The sequence below is a fragment of the Streptococcus mitis genome, from assembly GCF_003943905.1.
Taxonomy (GTDB): domain Bacteria; phylum Bacillota; class Bacilli; order Lactobacillales; family Streptococcaceae; genus Streptococcus; species Streptococcus mitis_BC.
In genome coordinates, this window is sequence record NZ_RJNS01000001.1 from 541,207 (window position 1) to 560,945 (window position 19,739).

Sequence of the window (19,739 nt, forward strand, 5' to 3'; positions counted from 1 at the left end):
GTTCTACTCCAAAATAAATCGTTCTGCTACAGTGTCTCCTAAAAAGAGACCTCTCTTTGTCATTCGGACACGATCACCGTCGATCTGCATGAGTTCTTGTTGAACCAAGTCTCTGATGATTTCGCCATAAAGTCCATCAAAGGATCGTCCAAATTTCTCCTCAAATCGCGCCATGGAAACCCCAGATTTCTTACGGAGTCCCAGAAACATTTCTTCTTCCATCTGCTCCCTTTGACTCAGGTGTTCTTCTGTAATCCGAGCATTTCCTGCCTCTACCGCATTGAGATAGTGGCGAATCGGACCATGATTTTTATAGCGCACTCCATTGACATAACCTGAAGCACCCGCACCGATACCATAATACTCAGCATTGTCCCAGTACATGAGATTGTGGCGACTTTCAAAGCCAGGCTTGGAGAAATTGGAAATCTCATAATGCTCAAAACCAGCTCGCTCCAGTTCTGCGATGATGTACTCAAACATCTCTGCTTCTAACTCTTCCTTGGGCAGAGGCAATTTCCCACGTCTCATGCGGTTCATAAAGACCGTATGATTTTCCAAAATCAAGCTATAAAGGCTCATATGAGGAATATCAAGCGAAATAGCCTTAGCCACATTTTCCTTGACCTGATCCATAGTTTGACCTGGAAGAGCGTAGATTAGGTCGATAGAAATATTGTCAAAACCAGCCAATTTGAGGCGGTCGATATTTTCATAAATATCCTTCTCTAAGTGACTACGCCCAATCTTTTTCAGCATTTTATTATCAAAAGTCTGCACACCTAAGGAAACACGATTGACTGGCGACTGTTTCAAAACCGTAATCTTATCCGCGTCCAAGTCGCCTGGATTGGCTTCAATCGTCAACTCTTCCAAGACAGACAAGTCTAGATTTTTAGTCAAGCCATCCAAGAGCACTTCTAATTGCGGAGCAGACAAAGCCGTTGGCGTCCCACCTCCGATGTAGAGGGTTGACAACTTTTGGATATCATAAGAACGAAACTCTTCTAGCAGATGCTCCAAATAACTATCTACTGGTTGATTCTTGATAAATACTTTTGAAAAGTCACAATAATAACAAATCTGTGTGCAAAAGGGAATATGCACGTAGGCGGACGTTGGTTTTTTCTGCATAGTATTTATTATACCACAAAGACAGGCTTGCAGATAAAAATCACCATCTCCAAAAACCAGAGATGGTGATGCATTATACTTCAGTAATATCGATGATGATTTCTTCTTGGTCTTCAGCAATGTCTGGAGTTGTTGACTGTTCTTGCCACTGCTCCTTGAGATTGTTAAAGGTTTCCTTTGACGCTTCTGTCGCTTGTCGAGCACAGTTTTTAGCTTGGTCAAGGACACTATCAAAAGTGATTTCACCAGATTCTACTTGTTCCTTTGTTTTCAGTACAAAGTCAGTTGCCTGTTCCTTCACTTCTGTTAGTTTTTCACAAACCTGCTCTCTAGCATATTCTGGATCTTCTCTCAAATCATCCAGAAAATCCTGAGCTTGACTACAAACTTGCTTGCCCTTGTCACTCGTCAAAAACAAAGCAAGAGCTGCACCTGAAACTGTTCCTAAAAGGATAGAGGATAGTTTTCCCATAAGATTTCTCCTTTTTTATTTTTTGAAAATTTTACTTGCGAAACGAAGAGCTGACAATCCTGCACCTGTCTTAATGGTCTTTGAACCAGCTGATGAGGCTTTTTTACCCAAGACACGCGCATGTTGGTTGAGGTCAGATACTGATTCTGACAAGTCCGCTACAGCTGTAAAGAGTGGATCAATCGTCGCAACTTTGATATTGATATCGTCTGCCAACACATTGACCTTAACCAACAATTCATTGGTATGATGCAGGGTAACGTTCACATCTGAGCTCAATGTTTTGATGGTTTTCTCTGTCTCATCAATCATACGACCTGCTTTTTGAATCGTGATTGTCAAATAGACCAAACAGACAATCAAAGCAATCGCAACAAGAATATATGCAACTTCTAACATTTATTTTTCCTCCTCTGTATGATAGAAAGGGGCTTTCTTTCGATTTTGATAAAGTATGATAAAAATACCGAGTCCGATAAGGACGACTGATAACCATTGGGAAACTCGCAAACCAAAGAACATGAGACTATCCGTCCGCATCCCTTCGATGATCATACGACCAAAGCCATACCAAATCAAGTAAAATGCCGTGATCTGACCGCGTCTGATTCCCTTTAATTTTCGTCTAAAAATCAAAATCAAAGCAAAACCAATCAGATTCCAAACCGACTCATATAAGAAGGTCGGCTGACGATAGCTCCCCTCAATGTACATCTGGTCACGAATAAAGCCCGGCAAATAATCCAGACTATCTACTGCTGCACCGTAGGCTTCTTGGTTAAAGAAGTTCCCCCAGCGCCCTAAACTCTGGGCAACCATGACGCTCGGTGCTGCAATATCTAAGAAATCCCATGTATTAATCAGCTTTCTATCTGCAAAGATATAAAGTACAATAGCTCCTGCTATCAAACCACCATAAATGGCCAAACCACCATTCCAGATGGCAATCACATCACCTGGATTTTGAAGATAGTAATCTAAGCGGAAGAGTACATAGTAAAGTCTGGCACCTAAAATTGCAATAGGAAAGGCAATTAAGATAAAATCTAGAATATCATCTGACAAAATCTTCTTTTTAGGAGCTTCTTTCATGGCAAGGTAGACAGCCAAGACCAATCCAGCCACAATACACAAAGCATACCAACGAATGGAAAAAGGACCGATTTCAAATGCAACTGGATTAATCATCTTTCACCTCATTTTTGGAGATGAGATTAGTCAAGCGTTCTTCAAATAAACGCGTCGCATCAAATCCCATTTCTTTAGCTCGATAGTTCATGGCTGCCGCCTCAATAACAACTGAGATATTGCGTCCTGTTTTTACTGGGATGCGGATACGCGGAATCGTCACACCAGAAACTTCGAGTTCTTCGGCATTATTTCCTAGACGGTCAAAGGTCTTATGGGTATCGTAATTTTCCAAGTAAACAGCCAACTGAACTTGCGAAGAATCTTTTACAGCACTTGCTCCGTAGAGACTCATCACGTCAATAATACCCACTCCACGAATCTCAAGCAAATGCTTCAAAATTTCAGCGGGCTCTCCCCAAAGGGTCATTTCATCCTTGGCAAAGATATCTACACGGTCATCTGCCACCAAACGGTGTCCCCGTTTCACAAGTTCAAGGCCTGTCTCGCTCTTACCGATACCACTATCCCCTTGGATCAAGACACCCATGCCATAGATGTCCATCAACACACCATGCACGCTCGTACGTTCAGCCAAACGGGAATCAAGGTAGCTAGATAACTCTCCAGATAAACGACTGGTTGATGTTCGACTGGTTAAAATCGCAATATTACATTCCCTAGCAGCCCTCAACATTTCTTCTGGCACTACCAGACCACGAGCAACGATTACAGCAGGTGTTTCAGGTAGAAACATTTTCTTCAAAACTTGATAACGGTTATGGGCAGGCATGGCAACCAAATAGGACCACTCCTTCATCCCTAACAGCTGAATCCGTTCTGGTGTATAGTAATCAAAATAGCCCGTCATTTCAAGACCAGGTCTCATAATGTCCGCAGTATTGATTTCTTTTTCAAGTAATTCGCCTTCACCATAGACAATATCTAGTCTGAGTTTTTCAATGACATCTCTTACTAAAACCGACATAATTTCCTCCTTCAATCGAGTTCTCCCTACTATTATATCAGATTGTAGGTGGAAGTTTCCTTTTTTTGCAGGATTTACAGTATTTATTTGAAAGAAAAAGACTAGATTTCTCTAGCCTTTCATTTCTAATTAGAATTTTTTACGTTTACGAGCTGCTTCTGATTTACGTTTACGTTTTACAGAAGGTTTTTCATAGAATTCACGTTTGCGTGTTTCTTGAAGAGTACCAGCTTTAGTAACCGCACGTTTGAAACGACGAAGTGCATCGTCAAGAGATTCATTCTTACGTACTACTGTTTTAGACATTTTTTTCACTCCCTTCAAGTTCAAGATCTATTCTATTCTACACGCAAAATGAATAAATGTCAAGGGAAAAACGGCTATAAACTTATATTATCTTCACTTTCTTTTTTTAGAGAGGCAACGTATTAGAATGGACATTATAATAGCAAAAAGAAATTTATTTTAATCCTGTTCAGAAACAACTTTTATTTCTTTATCATTTACAATAACAGCTTGTGAATTGTTCATTCGCATTAAGTCGAGCTGATTTTTATAGGTTTCAAAGGTCTTCTTGCTACTATCAGTAAAAGGCTCCTCACCATAATGTGGAAGGATGTAAAACTCCACTTCATCCAATCCCGCTGTATCCGATAACTCTTTCGCTACCGTCTTGTCGTCCATGAGTTTATTGTAGTCAATATCCTTGGCGGTAATGATAGCCCCTGCTGATTCTCCCACATAGACCAACCCATCTCTTATTTGCTCTTTGATGAGAGATAGGAGTTGCTTTTTCTTTAATTCTTGCAATAAATAAAAGGTATTCCCGCCTGAGATATAAAGAATCTTACTTTGGAAAATCTTTGCCTGTGCAGTTTCTCGATCACAAGAAGCAATATCTAGAACCGCTATCTCAAATCCTAAATCTCTGAATGTTTGCTGAGCCTCATCGATATAGGCAGTATAATCCTCTTTGTTCCCAGCGGTAGGAATAAATAAAACCTTGTTTTCTAGATTCTTTTCCTTTGCATAATCGCTAAAAAGCTTTTTGACTCCAGCAAAGTATGAACATAAAAATAATTGTTTCATGATTGTACCTCCATTAGTTTTTAACAATTTTATAAAGGATCCACGATCCCTTTCTTTGACTAGTTATGACCTCAAAGCCTACTGATAACAAGAATCGTCTAAATGCTTCTTCGCTTTGAACCTCTGGTAAAAAATAAGATAACTTGTTATATTCACAAGCCAGCAAGAGCATCCCGTCTGATTTGAGTACTCTTCGAAGTTCTATAAAAGAAGCCTCTAGATCCTGCCAATGAAAATGAGTTTGAAAGGCTGTGATTAAATCAACACTTTCATCAGAAAAGCCTGTCTCCCTAACGTCTCTTCGTTCAAAATTTAAATTAGTTATCTCTATCTGTTTGGCTTGAGCTATTGCAGCATCTGAAATATCGATTCCAGTTATGGTACTTTGCGGAAAAGTTTCTTTCAGTAGGATGGTTGAACGGCCATTTCCAACTCCTACATCTAAGATTACAGGGTAAAATGTCCTATCCAGATGACGAATTGCCCATACAAACATGGGGAGATAGGCTCGATTCCACAATTTCATCATTCGTTTTCCTAGAAAGCCCGAAGGGTTCTTTGATTGCTGAATGAGACGAAAAAACAGTAACATTAAAAGTAAAAAACAAATAAAACTGATTATATAAACCAAAGTTCGATCCTCCCCTGTATAGCTATATTATACCACTTTAGCAGAACAGTAAACATTTGAAGTAAAAAACCACTCACTCCAAAGAGCAAATGGTCCTAATTTTATTTTTCAAGCAGGCTGAGTGCCTCAGCATCTGCGATAATAGTCACATCAGGGTGATATTGCAGGCTACTTGCTGGTAGACTTTCAGTTACTGGGCCTGATACTGTTCTAGCAATGGCTTCTGCTTTCGACTCACCGTAAGCAAAGAGGATAATTGACTTGGCATCCAAGATATTTTTAATTCCCATTGAAATGGCTTGGGTTGGGACGTCTTCAATCTTGTCAAAGAAGCGAGCATTGGCTTCGATTGTAGATTGGTCAAGTTCGACTAGATGCGTTTGACTGTCAAATGGAGTGCCAGGCTCGTTAAAACCGATATGTCCATTGCGACCAATTCCCAAGATTTGCAAATCAACAGGATGGTCAGCCAAAATTTGGTTGTAACGTTCTACCTCAGCTTCAGCATTGTCCTTAATCCCACGGGGTAAGAAGCTTTCTTTAAATGGTTTTTGGTTGAATAAGTGTTCTTGCATAAAGTAACGGTAAGACTGTGGATTGTCCCCATCAAGCCCTACATACTCATCGAGGTTTACACTGGTTAGATTTGAAAAATCAAGGTCACTCTCAACGATTTCCTTGTAAAATTCAAGCGGGCTACTTCCTGTCGCAAGTCCTAGAGTCTGAGCACCATTGGCCAATTTTTCCTTCAAAATCTCAAAAGCTACTTTTCCACCTTCGACTTGATTTTCAACTTTAATAACTTTCATTTTATATCCTCCATATTTCTATATTCATTATATGGTATAGACCAATTTTTGTCAAGTGAAAACGATTTAATTTCCAAAAAAAGAGCGTCCAAACTTGAAACGTGTTATAATGGATAAAATTAGAAGTTAGAAAGAATGATGAAAAAAATGAATACAGCTGATTTTGATTTCCACTTGCCAGAGGAATTGATTGCCCAAACACCACTTGAAAAACGAGATGCCTCCAAACTCCTCATCGTCAATCGTGAGACGGGAGAATTTCAGGATAAGCACTTCCACTCCATTATCGATATGTTGGAACCAGGTGATGCCCTTGTCATGAACGACACCCGTGTTCTACCAGCCCGCCTTTATGGTCAAAAGGAAGAAACAGGAGGCCATGTGGAACTTCTCCTGCTCAAAAATACTAGTGGTGATGAGTGGGAAGTCCTAGCCAAACCTGCCAAACGCCTCAAGGTTGGCACTCGTGTCAACTTTGGTGATGGTCGCCTCAGCGCTGTCGTTACGGAAGAATTGACCCACGGGGGCCGCATTGTCCGCTTTGAATACCAAGGAATTTTCCTAGAAGTTTTGGAAAGTCTAGGTGAAATGCCATTACCGCCTTATATCCATGAAAAACTAGATGACCGTGAACGGTATCAAACGGTCTACGCTAAAGAAAGTGGTTCTGCTGCCGCACCTACTGCTGGTCTCCACTTTACTAAAGAACTGCTAGCAGAAATCCAAGCCAAGGGTGTCCATTTGGTTTATTTAACGCTCCACGTTGGTTTAGGAACCTTTAGACCCGTTTCTGTTGACAATCTGGACGAACACGAAATGCACTCAGAGTTCTACCAACTTTCTGATGAAGCCGCAGCCACCCTTCGCTCTGTTAAGGAAAATGGAGGTCGTGTTATAGCTGTTGGAACTACTTCGATCCGCACACTGGAAACCATCGGTTCCAAGTTTGATGGGCAAATCCAAGCAGATTCTGGCTGGACCAATATCTTTATCAAGCCAGGCTACGACTGGAAGGTTGTGGATGCTTTTTCAACCAACTTCCACCTACCCAAGTCAACTCTTGTTATGCTAGTTTCTGCCTTTGCCGGTCGTGACTTAGTCCTAGATGCTTACCACCATGCTATTCAAGAACGATACCGCTTCTTTAGCTTTGGTGATGCTATGTTTATCTATTAAAAATAGCTCCGTCATTTCTTTAGGATAGTTTATTCCTAAGAGATGACAGGGCTATTTCTGTTTAAAGTGTAATTTCTGGGGACTCAGAAGTCAGATGAACCAGTTTGCCTTGAACACCAAAGTAATCCTTTACCAAGTCCTGTAATTCTTCCATAGCAGCCCGAGCACGTGTTGCCTGTTCAGCATTGATCGCTTCAATCACTAAGACAGCATCTTTTGTCTCTTCTGTCAGCATGGTTCTCTGCGCCTCTCTCCAGTTGAGACAGCGACAAACCGCTCCCTCATCATCATAATAGATCAGCTCTTCTGGAAGTGCAGGAGCATCGTTTTCAGCTCCTAGTGGAAAGAAAGGTTCTCCTCCCTTAGCCTGACCAAGATGAAGATTGCCTACAATCTTGTTCACATCTTCGCCACCACAGGGAACAGCATAAGATAGAGAGACACTATTATAGATGTCTACTAAGGGATTGATGGGATTAAACTCTCTTCCCTGACTGACCCTTTTAAGCAGAGCTTCTATAGAGGAGCGTGCTCCTTTTTTCGTTTTGAACTTGCTGAAAGCCTGACGCCATTCTTGAATGACATCATTCTGAGTAAAATTCTCATCCGAAATGAAATCCTCAGCTCGTTTAGCTCCCTTATCTAGCAAGGTTTTGAAATAGGAATCCTTGCTTTCATCAACTGTATTATCTAATCCCTTTACTGCTAAAACGCTAATCTGTGCTTCTGGAAACAAGCTCCAAAATTCATTTTCAACGATAACTTTCATCTTTCACCTCTTATTATAAATAATTTCTTTTCTGGCCTTTTTTGACCATATCCCAATCACTTGTAATATTTTTTCTAACCCGAATTAGTAGGCTCTCCAGTTCCCTGGCCTCTTCCCTAGAAAATCCTTTTAGGGCAGAATTCTCTGAATAGTGATGTTCAGCAAGGATAAAAGGATAAAGTGCATCTCCTTTTTCAGTGACAAACCACTCTTTATTTTTCCGATTTGTACTGGTCATTCCTTGTTTTATTAACCCCTTTTCTTCCAGTTTTTTTACTGAACGAGCAACTGTCGAACGGTCAACCTTCAGTAAATCCGACAAGGCTTCTTGAATGATTCCTGGATTCTCCTTGATCCGTACTAAATAAAGGTATTGCCCACGAGCTAGTTCAATATCACGAAACTCAATATTAGCAATAGAATCTAGGGCACGGGCTATAACTCCGATTTCGCGTAATAACGACATGTTTCCTCCTTTCGCATCTATGATGATAGAATAGCACATTTTTGTTGCAAATGCAATAAAAAGACACTTTGTTTTCAAAGCGTCTTTTTTTATTCTTCATTTTTTAAAAAGAATGTGTTATCACGAAACTTTGGATCTTTCAAACTCTGTACACTGGCATTGATAACTGCTCCGATAATCAGAATCTTGGCGATGAGAATAAACCAGAACATCATCACCACAACGATAATGGAGCTGAAAAATCGGACGTCGACTAGATGGTTGACATAGTTATTGAAATAAACAGAAAAGATATTCAAAAGAAAGACAAGCGTCAGCAAAACAAAGATACTACCAGGAAAAACGTAGCGAATACGAGGGACTCTGACATTTGGAAGGAAATAGTAGAGCATGACCAAGATGGCAAAGAGCAAGGCATAAATCAAAGGGCCTGTAAAGTCCTGTAGATAATCAAAGAAAGGACTGTCTGATTGCCAGTAAGTTTTGACTAGGTTGAGCAACATACGCCCAAACATACTCAAAAATAAGGCTAAGGCAAAAAGAATTTGCAAACCAAAGCTGACGAGCAAACTCATCAATTGATGGGAGATAATTCCTCGGCTCTTGGCCACTCCATAGGCCTTATTAAAAGCTTTTTGGAGGAAATCCATCGATTTCGAGAAGGTCCAAAGGGCTGACAAGACTGCAAAACTCAGCAAACCAGTCGATGGTTGAGTCAGGACTTCTCGGACAATCTTTGCAACCACATCATAGACTGTATCTGGTACAAATTCTTTGATGGTGAGCAAAAAATTTGAAATCGGAATCTGAAAATAGGGCAAAATATTGACCATTATCATCAGCAAGGGGAAGATTGAAATCAACCAATAGTAGGCAACCGCAACACTGGTTAGTTCACTATCGGAAGCTTGATAAAAATGTAAAAAAGCTTTCAACAAGGGCCGTTCCATCAGCTCTTTCCACCACTTTTTCATGTTGCTATCCTCCTAATACAACTTGATTTTCTAAACTAATTTCTTCTGACTAATTCCATCATATCATAGGGTAGGGTATTTGCGGCTTCTTTTAGAGAATAATTCTCAAGATTGTTGACATTTTGCCGTAATTTCTTGGCATACTTGGTTGTAATCAATTTCTTCTCTTCGAATTCAAAGATTAACTTACGTTCTAGGTAGTAACCTCTTAGCATTTCATCGATATTGTTTGGTTTGATACGAGTGATAACACGTTCGACGAAGGCACCACTACCGATAATAGCTGTTTCACGCAAGCGAGACTCCTGCATAAAGCTGATCAGACTACTCTTGTAGATTCCTTTTAGGTTTTCCAAACTTTCGATAATCAACTCCGTATTCTCCAGATAGAGTTCGGATATTTGATCATAGTCAATAGCTCGAAGTCGACGTTGCTCCTTGTCATTCCAACTCCGGATGGTCTGGCCAAAGGTCAGCAATTCATGCAGGACAAAACGCAAGATACGGAGCGACACAAGGAAGTAATATGTTAGGCGGGAAGCAACCTTGCGATTAATACTCTGCTCCATATTTTTCAAATAGCGTTGGTAAACTTGATAACCACGTTCACCGATTTTCCCTTCCTCGTAAGCCTGCTCCAAACCATCGCTTTCGATACTCAAGATGAGGAGTTTTAAAGCCTCCCAGTCCTCTTGGGCACTCTTGTTTTCTTGACTAAGGATTAGGTTTTCAATTCGACCGTGATAATTATCAATAGCTGCATAAAGGGGAAGTTTATTCTTATGCCCTTCCAGTTCTTTTTCTAATTCTGCTGTGACCTCATTTAAAATCGCAATGTGCATGAGGTAATCCTTGGTTTCTTCTTGTTCCTCGGAAAGGTGGGGAAGAACTAAGAGACCTGTTAGAAAGCTTAATAGCGTGACACCCGCTACTAGAAAAAGTAAGAGGGGATACTCCTGCTCTAGATTGCTTGGTATGAGAAGTATGGTTGCAATAGAGACCGTTCCTTTTACACCAGAGAAGGTCAAAAGGAGCATATCCTTCATGTAATTACGAAGATTTTTCTTGAGGCGTCGTGTTCTCCAAACATAGAAGCCATAAATCATGACAAAGCGAATGGCAAAAAGTAAGAATGTCAGCAAAACTACCGATACTAATAGTAGTAAGGGGTTATAAAGGGGATTGGTCAGGATAGGTTCTGCTATCATTTCCAATTCCATTCCCAAGATGACAAAGACTGATCCATTTAGCATAAAGGTCATGGTGTGCCAGACGGTCTCCGTCACAGTGTCTACCTGGGCCTCAAGGAGCGTAATTTTCTTAAAGCGACTGGCCTTCAAAATACCTGCAACCACTACTGCGATAATCCCTGAAACATGAAACTCTTCTGCGATAAAAAAGGTCATGAGTGGTAAACTTAGCTCTAGCAAGAGTTCACTCGCTATATCAGTCGCTCGCACACTCAGTAAAAAGCTATGCAAGAAACGATTGACCATAGCCGTCACAAAACCGACTACAAAACCACCAAGGATAGAAAGTGCTAGGGAAGTCCCAGCTTGGCTGAGAGAAAAAGTTCCTGTTGTCCAAGCAGCAAGAGCCATCTGAAAGGCAACCAAACCAGAAGCGTCATTTAAAAGGCCTTCTCCTTTTAGGATATTGGAAACCCGTTTGGGAAAACGAAAACGTTCAGAAAGAGAAGCAAAGGCTACCAGATCCGTCGGACCAAGCGCTGCCCCAACAGCCAAACAGGCAGCTAAGGGAAGACTGAGCCAAAGGAAATGAGCCAAGGCTCCCAAACTCAAGGTCGAGATGAAAATTACTGGAAAGATTAAGTAGACAATGATGCGCCAGTGTTTCAAAACAGAAGTAATATCGGCTTCTTCTGCCTCTCGGAAAAGTAAGGGGCCAATAACCATGGCCAGAAACAGCTCTGTATTGAGATGAAAGTCCGTATCGGGAACAAATAAGCCAATCCCAATCCCCAAAAGGATTTGTACTAGGGGGAGGGGCAAAAAAGGCAAAAGTTTATTGGTCGTAGTTGAAACGATTAAGACTAATAAAAATAGAATCAGGTAAATTAGTAGTGTCATCTAGACCCTCCTTAGTCTTTTTTACAACAAAATTCAAACATCTCCTTCTGCTCTTGGATTTTCTGATCAATCTTGGAACAGTCTTTGTGCTCAATTTTTTTCTGACATCGTTCCATTTCAAGAGCCACTAATTTTTTCTTGATTTTGAGCATTTTCTTGCTCATATGTGCTTCGTCGAGCACCCCGACTGCTCTCTCGTGATGCGTTGACTCAACAAAATTTTGGCGCATAGCCTCTAATTTCTCACGTAGGTATTGCTTATCCATGTCTATATCTTTCTAATTTCTCAATCATAACTAAAAACGGTGGATTGTTAACTTGGTTGAGAGTCCGATAAATGGCTGCTGTATACTCTTGTTGGTTCAACTGACTAACAAAATTCAACACAGCATCCCTCTCGCTGTCTCCTCCCTCATGACCATAGTAGATCATGATAGCAATCCGTCCTCCTTTGACAAGCAAATGGCAAAGCTTTTCTACGGCTTCGATAGTAGTCTGAGGTTGTGTGATGACGGATTTGTCAGCAGAAGGCAAATAACCAAGATTAAAAATCCCTGCCTTAGCTTCTGTCACAAACTGGTCGAGTGTCTCATGCCCTTGTAAAATCAACTGGACATTTTCTAAACCTGCCTCATTCAAACGGTCTTGGGTTTTATCTAAAGCTTGTTTCTGGATATCAAAGGCATAGACTTGCTTGGCTAGCTTGGCTAAAAAAAGCGTATCGTGACCATTGCCCATGGTCGCATCCACAACGATATCCTCTTTTGTCACGACTTCAGCCAAAAAATCATGTGCCATCTCAAGTGGTCTTTTCATTTTCAAACTCCTGTTTTACAGCCTTGCATCCTTGCACACTTCCACGGCGTCGCATCTCATTCTCTATGCTATTCAAAACTTCCCATTTATTGAGGCTCCACATGGGACCAATCAGCATATCTCTAGGTGCATCTCCAGTAATTCGATGGATGACGATATGCTTGGGAATGATTTCCAACTGGTCACAGATAACCTTGACATACTCATCCTGACTCATCAGTTGCAAACGTCCTTCGTGGTAATCTCGCTGCATCCGTGTATTGGTCATGAGGTGAAGCAAGTGCAGCTTAATTCCTTGAATATCATTGTCCGTAACACATCGACGAACATTTTCAATCATCATCTCATGAGTCTCACCGGGCAAACCATTAATCAAATGGGAAACAATCTCAATCTTGGGATATTTCCTCAAGCGTTTTACTGTTTCCACATACAATTCATAAGAATGGGCACGGTTAATCAAGTCGGAGGTTGCTTCAAAGGTTGTCTGTAAGCCCAATTCTACCGTCACATGCATGCGTTCCGATAACTCAGCCAAATATTCGATGGTTTCATCGGGTAAACAGTCTGGCCGTGTTCCGATATTGATTCCTACTACACCTGGCTCGTTGATAGCCTGCTCGTAACGTTCCCGAATTACCTCTACTTTTTCATGGGTGTTAGTAAAGTTTTGGAAATAAACTAGATACTTTTTAACATCTGGCCACTTGCGGTGCATAAAGTCGATTTCCTTATAAAATTGCTCACGGATAGGTGCATCTGGTGCCACAATGGCATCTCCAGAGCCCGAAACCGTACAAAAGGTACAGCCCCCATGAGCCACAGTTCCATCGCGATTTGGACAGTCAAACCCCGCATCAATCGGAACTTTGAAAGTCTTTTCTCCAAAGAGTTTTCGATAATAATCATTCAAGGTATTATAAGATTTCATAACTTTCATTATAACAAAAAACACCCACAATCTCAAAAGCCTGACTTTCCTACAAATTCCCTTGTTTCTCATTTCCTTTAGCGTTTTTTTATGATACAATATGGGTATGATTTTAATGAAAATAGCAGCTACCTTATTGTTGGTATTAACCCTCGTGGTCTCCATCATTGTAACAAAACTTTTTAAACTGAAAAAACTAGGACTGAACTTTGCGGATTTAGCTTTTCCACTTTTGGTATTCGAGTATTACCTTATCACTGCTAAAGCCTTTACCCACAACTTTCTACCGCGACTTGGAGTCGCACTTTCACTCTTAGCAATTCTCCTTGTAGTCTTTTTCCTTGTCAAAAAACGAAGTTTTTATTACCCTAAATTTATCAAATTCTTCTGGAGAGCAGGTTTTCTCCTGACATTAGTCCTCTATATCGCTATGATTGTAGAGTTAATCATGCTCACACCCCAATAAATCCCTAGAACAACTGATTCTAGGGATTTTAATTTATGTGTCAGCTAACCCAGATACTTAACAAAGGGCCAGCATTCCTTTTATTTATAAATCTATTTTGTTAAGATCGTTTAAATCTTGCTCGTAGGCGGTCTGCTTGAGGTTTCCCAATAATCTTATCCAATAGGTGAGTGCCAAGACTCATTAAACCATAGAGTCCTCCCCCGAGACCTCCGATAAGGGCTACATAGAGGAAACTCCAGAAGCGTCCTGTTGGTTGGAAGAAAAATCCTAAAATCCACTGTAGGAAACCAACCAAAATAAACATGACCATGGTCAAAATCATAATCAAAATTGTCCGCTTCAAGATAATCTTTCGACGTGCACCCGTCACCTGACAAATATCTCGGTACATCAGAACATTTGGAATGATGAGACCGATGGTCGTTGAGATCAAGGGACCGTAGCTGTGGAAAATAGCAATGGTTGGCAATTGCAAGACTAACTTAGCAATTGATCCATAGACAAAGTAAAGAACTGCCTTGCGATTGCGAAACATAGCCTGAAGCATAGGAGACAAAACCATATACAAGCCTAAAATAGTAGACTGTAAAACCGCAAAGACAAACAAGCCCATGGCCAGACTATCTGGCTTGCCATAAAAGACTGTATAGAGAGGCTCACCCACCATGACGACTCCAACAGTTGCTGGTAATAGAAACATAAAGAGCATGGTCATACTATCTTGAACCAGGCGAGCAGCAGCTCTCAAATCACCTTTAACATAATTTTCCGTCAAAAGTGGCAAACCAACACTTCCAATCGAGACACCGACAGAAATCAAAATCATAGTAATTTTATTAGGATTGGCAGAGAAATAAGAAAACATGACAACCAAGTCTTCATTGCTGTAGTTGGTAAACCACTTCATACTATTGATAAAGGTCATCTGGTCTAAAATCTGGAAGAGCTGGATGGCTGATCCTGTCAGGATAAAGGGAATGGCTTCCTTGATGGTATCAACCAGGAGTCGCTTACTATTGATCTTATCCCGTGTTTCAAAGACTCTTTTGAGTAAACCTTCTTGGGCAAGGAAGTAGATCAAGACTGCAAAACTAGCCACCATTCCCACAAAGGCTGCAAAGGTCGATTGGGTAACGGCTGATAAGTAGTCCCCAGAACCCATCTTCATGATAATAAAAGTGGCCAGCAACATCCAGATAACACGGATCACCTGCTCGGCGATTTGGCTCATGGCATAGGGCTTAAGGTTGTTCATCCCTTGGAAGAAGCCTCGGATAACACTCATAGATGGGAAAATCAAAACTGCCCAAGCCAAGCTCTGCATGATGGGAATCAGGTCTTTCCCCACACCTGATAAGTCTGCTAACCAGGGAGAAAAGAGATACAAGACCAAGGCAAAGACTAGACCCAAGCCCGTCATAAAGCTTAGGAAACTCCGAATCAAGGCAAAGCTATGCTCTTCATCTCGCATGGTATTGTACTTAGCCACTTGTTTGGCGACCGCAACAGGTATACCCGCTGTCGAAATCAGCAAGAACCAGGCGTAAATATTGTAGCCCATGGTAAAGAGTCCATTTGCCTTGGCAGCATAAGTCCCCATCCAGATATACCAGGGAATAATATAGATAGCCCCAAGGAGGCGACTAATAAAGTTACTAGCTGTTAGCCAAGCAGTCCCTCGCAACATCTGGGCTTGCTGGTGATTGTTTTCGTTAGACATAGCTTCCTCATTCAATTTTGATAACTAGGAAAAGTTCCCTATCTTCCATTATAAACTTTTCCTTGTTACTTGTAAAATTCAGACTTGAAGTTTATAATAGAAAGTATGATTAAGATTGAAACCGCATTAGATATTTTAAAGAAAGATGGCCTTTTTCGCGAGATTATTGATCAAGGACATTACCACTACAACTACAGTGAAGTTGTTTTTGATAGCATCAGTTATGACAGCAGAAAAGTAAAAGAAGGTACTCTTTTTTTTGCAAAAGGCGCTGCCTTTAAAAAAGAATTCCTCCTATCCGCTATAAGTCAAGGCTTAGCTTGGTATGTCGCAGAAAAGGACTACGAAGTCGGTATCCCCGTCATCATTGTGAACGATATCAAAAAAGCCATGAGTTTGATTGCTATGGGATTTTATGGCAATCCACAAGAAAAACTCAAAATTCTCGCCTTCACTGGAACCAAGGGTAAGACAACAGCGGCCTATTTTGCCTATAACATCTTAGCTCAACACCATCGCCCAGCTATGCTGTCTACCATGAATACAACCTTAGATGGTAAGACCTTCTTTAAATCTGCCCTCACAACTCCTGAGAGCATTGATCTCTTTGATATGATGGATCAGGCTGTTAAGAATGGTAGAACTCATCTCATCATGGAAGTCTCTAGTCAAGCCTATCTGGTCAAACGAGTCTATGGTCTGACTTTTGATGTAGGAGTTTTCCTCAATATCAGCCCTGATCATATCGGACCAATTGAACATCCTAGTTTTGAAGATTACTTCTACCACAAACGTCTCTTGATGAAAAATAGCCGAGCAGTTGTTATTAACAGCGACATGGACCACTTCTCTGTACTGAAGGAACAAGTGGAACATCAAGAACATGACTTCTATGGTAGCCAGTCAAGTAACCAAATCGAGAATTCCAGAGCTTTTAGCTTTTCAGCTACTGGTAAACTTGCTGGAGATTATGATATTCAACTCATCGGTCACTTTAACCAAGAAAATGCAGTCGCTGCAGGACTTGCCTGCCTCCGTCTAGGTGCTAGTCTGGAGGATATCAAAAAAGGAATCGCTACAACCCGCGTCCCTGGACGTATGGAAGTCCTCACACAGAAAAATGGAGCCAAGGTCTTCATCGACTACGCCCACAATGGCGATAGTCTGAAAAAACTGATTTCTGTTGTTGAAACCCATCAAACTGGAAAGATCGCTCTGGTTCTCGGTTCGACTGGAAACAAGGGTGAAAGTCGTCGCAAAGACTTTGGACTTCTCCTCGATCAACATCCTGAAATTCAAGTCTTTCTGACTGCTGATGACCCCAACTATGAAGATCCAATGGCCATTGCTGAAGAAATCAGCAGCTATATCAGTCATCCCGTTGAAAAGATTGCCGATCGTGAACAAGCTATCAAGACAGCGATGACCATCACAAATCAAGAACTCGATGCCGTGATTATTGCTGGTAAGGGAGCTGATTGCTACCAGATTGTCCAAGGAAAGAAAGAAGACTATCCTGGGGACGCAGCCATCGCAGAACGTTATCTATAAAATCAAAAAATCAAGGAAAACATTCCCTTGATTTTTTTAGTCTTCTTTCTTAAATGAATTTTTAAGACCTTCAACGGCACCTTCTACAGCGCCTTTAGCATCTTCAACAACTTCTTTTGCTTTCGCAACTGTTTTTTCTACAGTACCTTCTGCTTCTGTCTTGCTATCGCCAGTAACTTTACCAAATCCTTCTTTGATAGCACCAGTTGCTTGATCCAATTTATTTTCAAGTGACATAGCTCTGTCTCCTTTGCTTTTAATACGATAAACGTTATCGCTTACATTCAGTTTATGCTTATTCTTTAGTAAAGTCAAATAATCTGCTCAAAAGCAAGCAATTAAGGTAAATAGAAAGTCAACCGTTCCTTGTCGAAATCAACAGCCAACTCATACTTCCCTTCTTCGTTTTGCACAACATAGCCCAAGACGACTAGACTCTCAACGAAGATATCACGACGTTTCTGTATCAGTTGGTCTTTTTTGAGAAACTTCAGTAAAAAGGTCGTCATATACTTGAGGGCATACTCAGGATTGACATCTCCCAAAATGGCATAGAGTTCCTGCTGTTTTTCTGTCAAAGGAGATTGGTGCTTGACCTTGTAGAAATAGTTGGATAAGGTCATCTTTTCTCTTGCAAAGTCCGTACGTTCGACTAAAATGGCAGCATTGGTTTGATTGCGCAATTCCGTCTCAAAACTCTGCTCCAGTAAGGCTTGATAGACTGGACTGCTCTCTCTGATAAAAATTTCTTGGTCAAGGGCTAAATCCTCCGTAGATTCTAAAAAGGGGAGATTGAGAAAATAGCGTTTGTTTTCCCTTAGTATCAAGCCTGCCTTTATATACTCTTCCATGAGTTTATCAACTGCCACATCTGGAAACTGAGCCTTGATTTCTCGAAGGATCACATCGTCATGCTGGTCCAGATAGTCCACTAAATCTATAAAAAATGGCTGTCGAGTCAAACGGGAGGGATTAAAAATTTGAATCATGAAGATTCCTTTCTTTACATTCTAAAAGAGGGGATGCTGCCAACTGACTGGGATTGGTCCCTGGTTGATTCAGGGGCACAGGAAGTTCGAGTTCCCTGTAATATTCCCTCCAAAAATCACTAATCTCCTGCTCCCCATCACCAAATTTCATCGGTACGCTTTCAAAAATAGGGAGAATTTCTGCGATGTACTGGGAGCAGTAAAAGCCAGCCCCATCTGGATAAAAGGAGGCGTTATAGGGTGCACCTAAATGATTCCTAGCTCTTTCCTTTACTAAGTCAGCTTCCATCTCTGGATAGACATAAAGGTCATAGAGATGAGTCGGTTCAAAAAATTCAGCTGGTTCTTGACAGATGACACCTGCTTGCCCACTAGCATGGTAGATCAAACCGTCTAAAAAGATGGCGACATGGCTATAGTTCCCAGTAGAAGCCTGGATGGCCTGCCCCATATCTGAAAGGTCCTTCACAAAAATCAAATCGCCATTTTCTAACATCTTTCTCTCCTAGAAAAAAAGGAGCCGAGACCCCTTTAGCTATAAGGAAACTAACGTTTCCTCATTTCAATTATCACTCAGGCTATTAGCCATTAAAGCTTTCAGTCAACTGAGGTACCACTTGTTTCTTACGTGAAACGGCACCTGGAAGAAAAGCATGGTTGTTTTCAAGTTTGAAGTTGAAGGCTGCTTCCACCTTGTCCATGTTTGATCCAAGAGCCAAAATTTCTGAGTTTGAGTTCACAATATCAGTAATCATCAAGACAAAGTCAGAGTAGCCGTTTGCAGCATTAGCTGCCTGCATTGCTGCTTCGATTTCAGCTTGGCGTTCCAAGACTTCAGCAATATCAACTGTATTGACTTGGGCAACACGAACCTTATTTCCGTTGAGTTCAAAAGTCTTAGCGTCGATATCAATCAATTCTTCAGCAGATTTACTAGCCAAGTTGGTACCAGCCTTGAGCATAGCGAGACCGTACTCTTCCAAGTTGACACCTGCTAATTCTGCCAATTCAGGAGCAATGACTTTATCAGATGGGTGTGTTGTTGGAGATTTCAAAAGAAGGGTATCTGAAATCAAACCTGAAAGCATCAAACCAGCAATCTCTTTAGGAATTGCTACACCATGTTCTTTAAACATGCGGTAAACGATAGATGAGGCTGATCCAACTGGTTCCAAACGCATGTAGAGCGGGCTGGCAGTTTCAAAATTAGCCACACGGTGGTGGTCTACAACACCGTAAACTTCTACTTCAGCGATATCTGACACTGATTGTTGGAATTCATTGTGGTCAGTTAAGATAACTTGCTCTGCACCTTCTGCTTTAGCAGATGTGATAACACGTGGTGCTTCTACACCAAAATAGTTCAAAACGAAAGCAGTTTCTTCGTTTGGAGTACCGAGAGCAACTGCTTCTGTGTCCAATCCATAAGCCTCTTTTGCAAGATAGGCAAAGGCTACAGATGACCCGATGGCATCTGAGTCTGGATTTTGATGACCAAATACTAGAATCTTAGACATGATAATACCTCTTTAAATTT

General features: G+C 41.0%; 24 protein-coding genes. 3 read left to right on the forward strand and 21 right to left on the reverse strand.

Annotated elements, in window-relative coordinates:
* Positions 1-3 precede the first annotated feature (3 nt).
* From hemW to D8854_RS02765, 9 genes are all read right to left on the reverse strand, one after another.
* Positions 4-1,134 carry a radical SAM family heme chaperone HemW gene (hemW, locus tag D8854_RS02725; protein WP_125449477.1) on the reverse strand — a complete coding sequence of 377 codons (1,131 nt, stop codon included), beginning with the start codon at positions 1,132-1,134 and terminating at the stop codon, positions 4-6.
* Between the two features lie 73 nt (positions 1,135-1,207).
* Positions 1,208-1,606, reverse strand: a complete 399-nt coding sequence (locus D8854_RS02730; RefSeq protein ID WP_125398705.1) for a YtxH domain-containing protein — start codon at positions 1,604-1,606, stop codon at positions 1,208-1,210.
* A 15-nt stretch (positions 1,607-1,621) separates the two neighbouring features.
* The gene (locus D8854_RS02735; protein WP_000895026.1) at positions 1,622-2,005 is read right to left on the reverse strand and encodes a DUF948 domain-containing protein; all 384 of its coding nucleotides are present in this window, start codon (positions 2,003-2,005) and stop codon (positions 1,622-1,624) included.
* Positions 2,006-2,794, reverse strand: coding sequence for a prolipoprotein diacylglyceryl transferase (lgt, locus tag D8854_RS02740; RefSeq protein WP_125398706.1), 789 nt, complete (start codon positions 2,792-2,794; stop codon positions 2,006-2,008).
* A complete protein-coding gene (hprK, locus tag D8854_RS02745) occupies positions 2,787-3,722 on the reverse strand; it encodes an HPr(Ser) kinase/phosphatase (protein WP_185759887.1) in 936 nt (311 codons plus the stop codon). The genes lgt and hprK overlap by 8 nt, the downstream gene beginning before the upstream one ends.
* Before the next feature lie 129 nt (positions 3,723-3,851).
* Positions 3,852-4,028, reverse strand: coding sequence for a 30S ribosomal protein S21 (rpsU, locus tag D8854_RS02750; protein WP_000048054.1), 177 nt, complete (start codon positions 4,026-4,028; stop codon positions 3,852-3,854).
* 159 nt (positions 4,029-4,187) lie between these two features.
* Entirely contained in the window at positions 4,188-4,811 is a 624-nt protein-coding gene (locus D8854_RS02755) for a Type 1 glutamine amidotransferase-like domain-containing protein (RefSeq protein WP_000811176.1), read from the reverse strand.
* Between the two features lie 13 nt (positions 4,812-4,824).
* Complete coding sequence (locus D8854_RS02760) at positions 4,825-5,442, reverse strand: class I SAM-dependent methyltransferase (protein WP_004245813.1); 618 nt, start codon at positions 5,440-5,442, stop codon at positions 4,825-4,827.
* Positions 5,443-5,543: 101 nt separating this feature from the next.
* Entirely contained in the window at positions 5,544-6,251 is a 708-nt protein-coding gene (locus D8854_RS02765) for a glucosamine-6-phosphate deaminase (protein ID WP_000864606.1), read from the reverse strand.
* Positions 6,252-6,398: 147 nt separating this feature from the next.
* On the opposite strand from D8854_RS02765, the gene queA reads away from it, so the two are divergent.
* Entirely contained in the window at positions 6,399-7,427 is a 1,029-nt protein-coding gene (gene queA / locus D8854_RS02770; RefSeq protein ID WP_025168939.1) for a tRNA preQ1(34) S-adenosylmethionine ribosyltransferase-isomerase QueA, read from the forward strand.
* Between the two features lie 61 nt (positions 7,428-7,488).
* Here the strand turns inward: queA and D8854_RS02775 are convergent, their stop codons facing one another.
* From D8854_RS02775 to D8854_RS02805, 7 genes are all read right to left on the reverse strand, one after another.
* The gene (locus tag D8854_RS02775; RefSeq protein WP_125398709.1) at positions 7,489-8,196 is read right to left on the reverse strand and encodes a B3/4 domain-containing protein; all 708 of its coding nucleotides are present in this window, start codon (positions 8,194-8,196) and stop codon (positions 7,489-7,491) included.
* Between the two features lie 13 nt (positions 8,197-8,209).
* Complete coding sequence (locus tag D8854_RS02780) at positions 8,210-8,662, reverse strand: MarR family winged helix-turn-helix transcriptional regulator (protein WP_125415297.1); 453 nt, start codon at positions 8,660-8,662, stop codon at positions 8,210-8,212.
* An 89-nt stretch (positions 8,663-8,751) separates the two neighbouring features.
* Positions 8,752-9,636, reverse strand: a complete 885-nt coding sequence (locus D8854_RS02785) for a YihY/virulence factor BrkB family protein (protein ID WP_125398710.1) — start codon at positions 9,634-9,636, stop codon at positions 8,752-8,754.
* Positions 9,637-9,671: 35 nt separating this feature from the next.
* Positions 9,672-11,726: a cation:proton antiporter gene (locus D8854_RS02790; protein ID WP_125398711.1), complete on the reverse strand. Its 2,055-nt coding sequence runs from the start codon at positions 11,724-11,726 to the stop codon at positions 9,672-9,674.
* Positions 11,727-11,737: 11 nt separating this feature from the next.
* Positions 11,738-11,992, reverse strand: a complete 255-nt coding sequence (locus tag D8854_RS02795) for a hypothetical protein (protein ID WP_000361095.1) — start codon at positions 11,990-11,992, stop codon at positions 11,738-11,740.
* Complete coding sequence (locus tag D8854_RS02800; RefSeq protein WP_125398712.1) at positions 11,985-12,542, reverse strand: tRNA (mnm(5)s(2)U34)-methyltransferase; 558 nt, start codon at positions 12,540-12,542, stop codon at positions 11,985-11,987. The genes D8854_RS02795 and D8854_RS02800 overlap by 8 nt, the downstream gene beginning before the upstream one ends.
* On the reverse strand, positions 12,526-13,482 hold the full coding sequence (locus D8854_RS02805; RefSeq protein ID WP_125449481.1) for a TIGR01212 family radical SAM protein: 957 nt from the start codon (positions 13,480-13,482) through the stop codon (positions 12,526-12,528). The genes D8854_RS02800 and D8854_RS02805 overlap by 17 nt, the downstream gene beginning before the upstream one ends.
* A 91-nt stretch (positions 13,483-13,573) precedes the next feature.
* On the opposite strand from D8854_RS02805, the gene D8854_RS02810 reads away from it, so the two are divergent.
* Entirely contained in the window at positions 13,574-13,939 is a 366-nt protein-coding gene (locus tag D8854_RS02810; RefSeq protein ID WP_093585786.1) for a DUF3397 domain-containing protein, read from the forward strand.
* A gap of 100 nt (positions 13,940-14,039) precedes the next feature.
* Here D8854_RS02810 and D8854_RS02815 read toward each other — a convergent pair whose 3' ends face one another.
* Entirely contained in the window at positions 14,040-15,662 is a 1,623-nt protein-coding gene (locus D8854_RS02815; protein WP_125449483.1) for a putative polysaccharide biosynthesis protein, read from the reverse strand.
* 105 nt (positions 15,663-15,767) lie between these two features.
* Between D8854_RS02815 and D8854_RS02820 the strand changes: the two genes are divergently transcribed.
* Positions 15,768-17,213 (forward strand): UDP-N-acetylmuramoyl-L-alanyl-D-glutamate--L-lysine ligase, encoded by a 1,446-nt coding sequence (locus D8854_RS02820; RefSeq protein ID WP_125449485.1) that lies wholly within the window; start codon positions 15,768-15,770, stop codon positions 17,211-17,213.
* Between the two features lie 36 nt (positions 17,214-17,249).
* Here the strand turns inward: D8854_RS02820 and D8854_RS02825 are convergent, their stop codons facing one another.
* The 4 genes from D8854_RS02825 to D8854_RS02840 all read right to left on the reverse strand — a co-directional run bounded on the left by D8854_RS02825 (position 17,250) and on the right by D8854_RS02840 (position 19,719).
* A complete protein-coding gene (locus D8854_RS02825; RefSeq protein ID WP_000051179.1) occupies positions 17,250-17,450 on the reverse strand; it encodes a CsbD family protein in 201 nt (66 codons plus the stop codon).
* Between the two features lie 101 nt (positions 17,451-17,551).
* Positions 17,552-18,202: a DUF1803 domain-containing protein gene (locus D8854_RS02830; protein WP_125449487.1), complete on the reverse strand. Its 651-nt coding sequence runs from the start codon at positions 18,200-18,202 to the stop codon at positions 17,552-17,554.
* The gene (locus D8854_RS02835; protein ID WP_125398719.1) at positions 18,186-18,698 is read right to left on the reverse strand and encodes a YiiX/YebB-like N1pC/P60 family cysteine hydrolase; all 513 of its coding nucleotides are present in this window, start codon (positions 18,696-18,698) and stop codon (positions 18,186-18,188) included. The genes D8854_RS02830 and D8854_RS02835 overlap by 17 nt, the downstream gene beginning before the upstream one ends.
* 85 nt (positions 18,699-18,783) lie before the next feature.
* Positions 18,784-19,719, reverse strand: a complete 936-nt coding sequence (locus D8854_RS02840) for a manganese-dependent inorganic pyrophosphatase (RefSeq protein WP_125398720.1) — start codon at positions 19,717-19,719, stop codon at positions 18,784-18,786.
* Between the last annotated feature and the right edge of the window lie 20 nt (positions 19,720-19,739).

Coding starts and splice junctions, on each gene's coding strand:
- D8854_RS02800 (WP_125398712.1), bottom strand. CDS start 12,542: ATGAAAAGACCACTTGAGATGGCACATGATTTTTTGGCTGAAGTCGTG.
- D8854_RS02820 (WP_125449485.1), top strand. CDS start 15,768: ATGATTAAGATTGAAACCGCATTAGATATTTTAAAGAAAGATGGCCTT.
- D8854_RS02815 (WP_125449483.1), bottom strand. CDS start 15,662: ATGTCTAACGAAAACAATCACCAGCAAGCCCAGATGTTGCGAGGGACT.
- D8854_RS02755 (WP_000811176.1), bottom strand. CDS start 4,811: ATGAAACAATTATTTTTATGTTCATACTTTGCTGGAGTCAAAAAGCTT.
- D8854_RS02840 (WP_125398720.1), bottom strand. CDS start 19,719: ATGTCTAAGATTCTAGTATTTGGTCATCAAAATCCAGACTCAGATGCC.
- D8854_RS02775 (WP_125398709.1), bottom strand. CDS start 8,196: ATGAAAGTTATCGTTGAAAATGAATTTTGGAGCTTGTTTCCAGAAGCA.
- hemW (WP_125449477.1), bottom strand. CDS start 1,134: ATGCAGAAAAAACCAACGTCCGCCTACGTGCATATTCCCTTTTGCACA.
- D8854_RS02730 (WP_125398705.1), bottom strand. CDS start 1,606: ATGGGAAAACTATCCTCTATCCTTTTAGGAACAGTTTCAGGTGCAGCT.
- rpsU (WP_000048054.1), bottom strand. CDS start 4,028: ATGTCTAAAACAGTAGTACGTAAGAATGAATCTCTTGACGATGCACTT.
- D8854_RS02785 (WP_125398710.1), bottom strand. CDS start 9,636: ATGAAAAAGTGGTGGAAAGAGCTGATGGAACGGCCCTTGTTGAAAGCT.
- D8854_RS02835 (WP_125398719.1), bottom strand. CDS start 18,698: ATGTTAGAAAATGGCGATTTGATTTTTGTGAAGGACCTTTCAGATATG.
- queA (WP_025168939.1), top strand. CDS start 6,399: ATGAATACAGCTGATTTTGATTTCCACTTGCCAGAGGAATTGATTGCC.
- D8854_RS02830 (WP_125449487.1), bottom strand. CDS start 18,202: ATGATTCAAATTTTTAATCCCTCCCGTTTGACTCGACAGCCATTTTTT.
- hprK (WP_185759887.1), bottom strand. CDS start 3,722: ATGTCGGTTTTAGTAAGAGATGTCATTGAAAAACTCAGACTAGATATT.
- D8854_RS02810 (WP_093585786.1), top strand. CDS start 13,574: ATGGGTATGATTTTAATGAAAATAGCAGCTACCTTATTGTTGGTATTA.
- D8854_RS02765 (WP_000864606.1), bottom strand. CDS start 6,251: ATGAAAGTTATTAAAGTTGAAAATCAAGTCGAAGGTGGAAAAGTAGCT.
- D8854_RS02795 (WP_000361095.1), bottom strand. CDS start 11,992: ATGGATAAGCAATACCTACGTGAGAAATTAGAGGCTATGCGCCAAAAT.
- D8854_RS02780 (WP_125415297.1), bottom strand. CDS start 8,662: ATGTCGTTATTACGCGAAATCGGAGTTATAGCCCGTGCCCTAGATTCT.
- D8854_RS02805 (WP_125449481.1), bottom strand. CDS start 13,482: ATGAAAGTTATGAAATCTTATAATACCTTGAATGATTATTATCGAAAA.
- D8854_RS02790 (WP_125398711.1), bottom strand. CDS start 11,726: ATGACACTACTAATTTACCTGATTCTATTTTTATTAGTCTTAATCGTT.
- D8854_RS02735 (WP_000895026.1), bottom strand. CDS start 2,005: ATGTTAGAAGTTGCATATATTCTTGTTGCGATTGCTTTGATTGTCTGT.
- lgt (WP_125398706.1), bottom strand. CDS start 2,794: ATGATTAATCCAGTTGCATTTGAAATCGGTCCTTTTTCCATTCGTTGG.
- D8854_RS02825 (WP_000051179.1), bottom strand. CDS start 17,450: ATGTCACTTGAAAATAAATTGGATCAAGCAACTGGTGCTATCAAAGAA.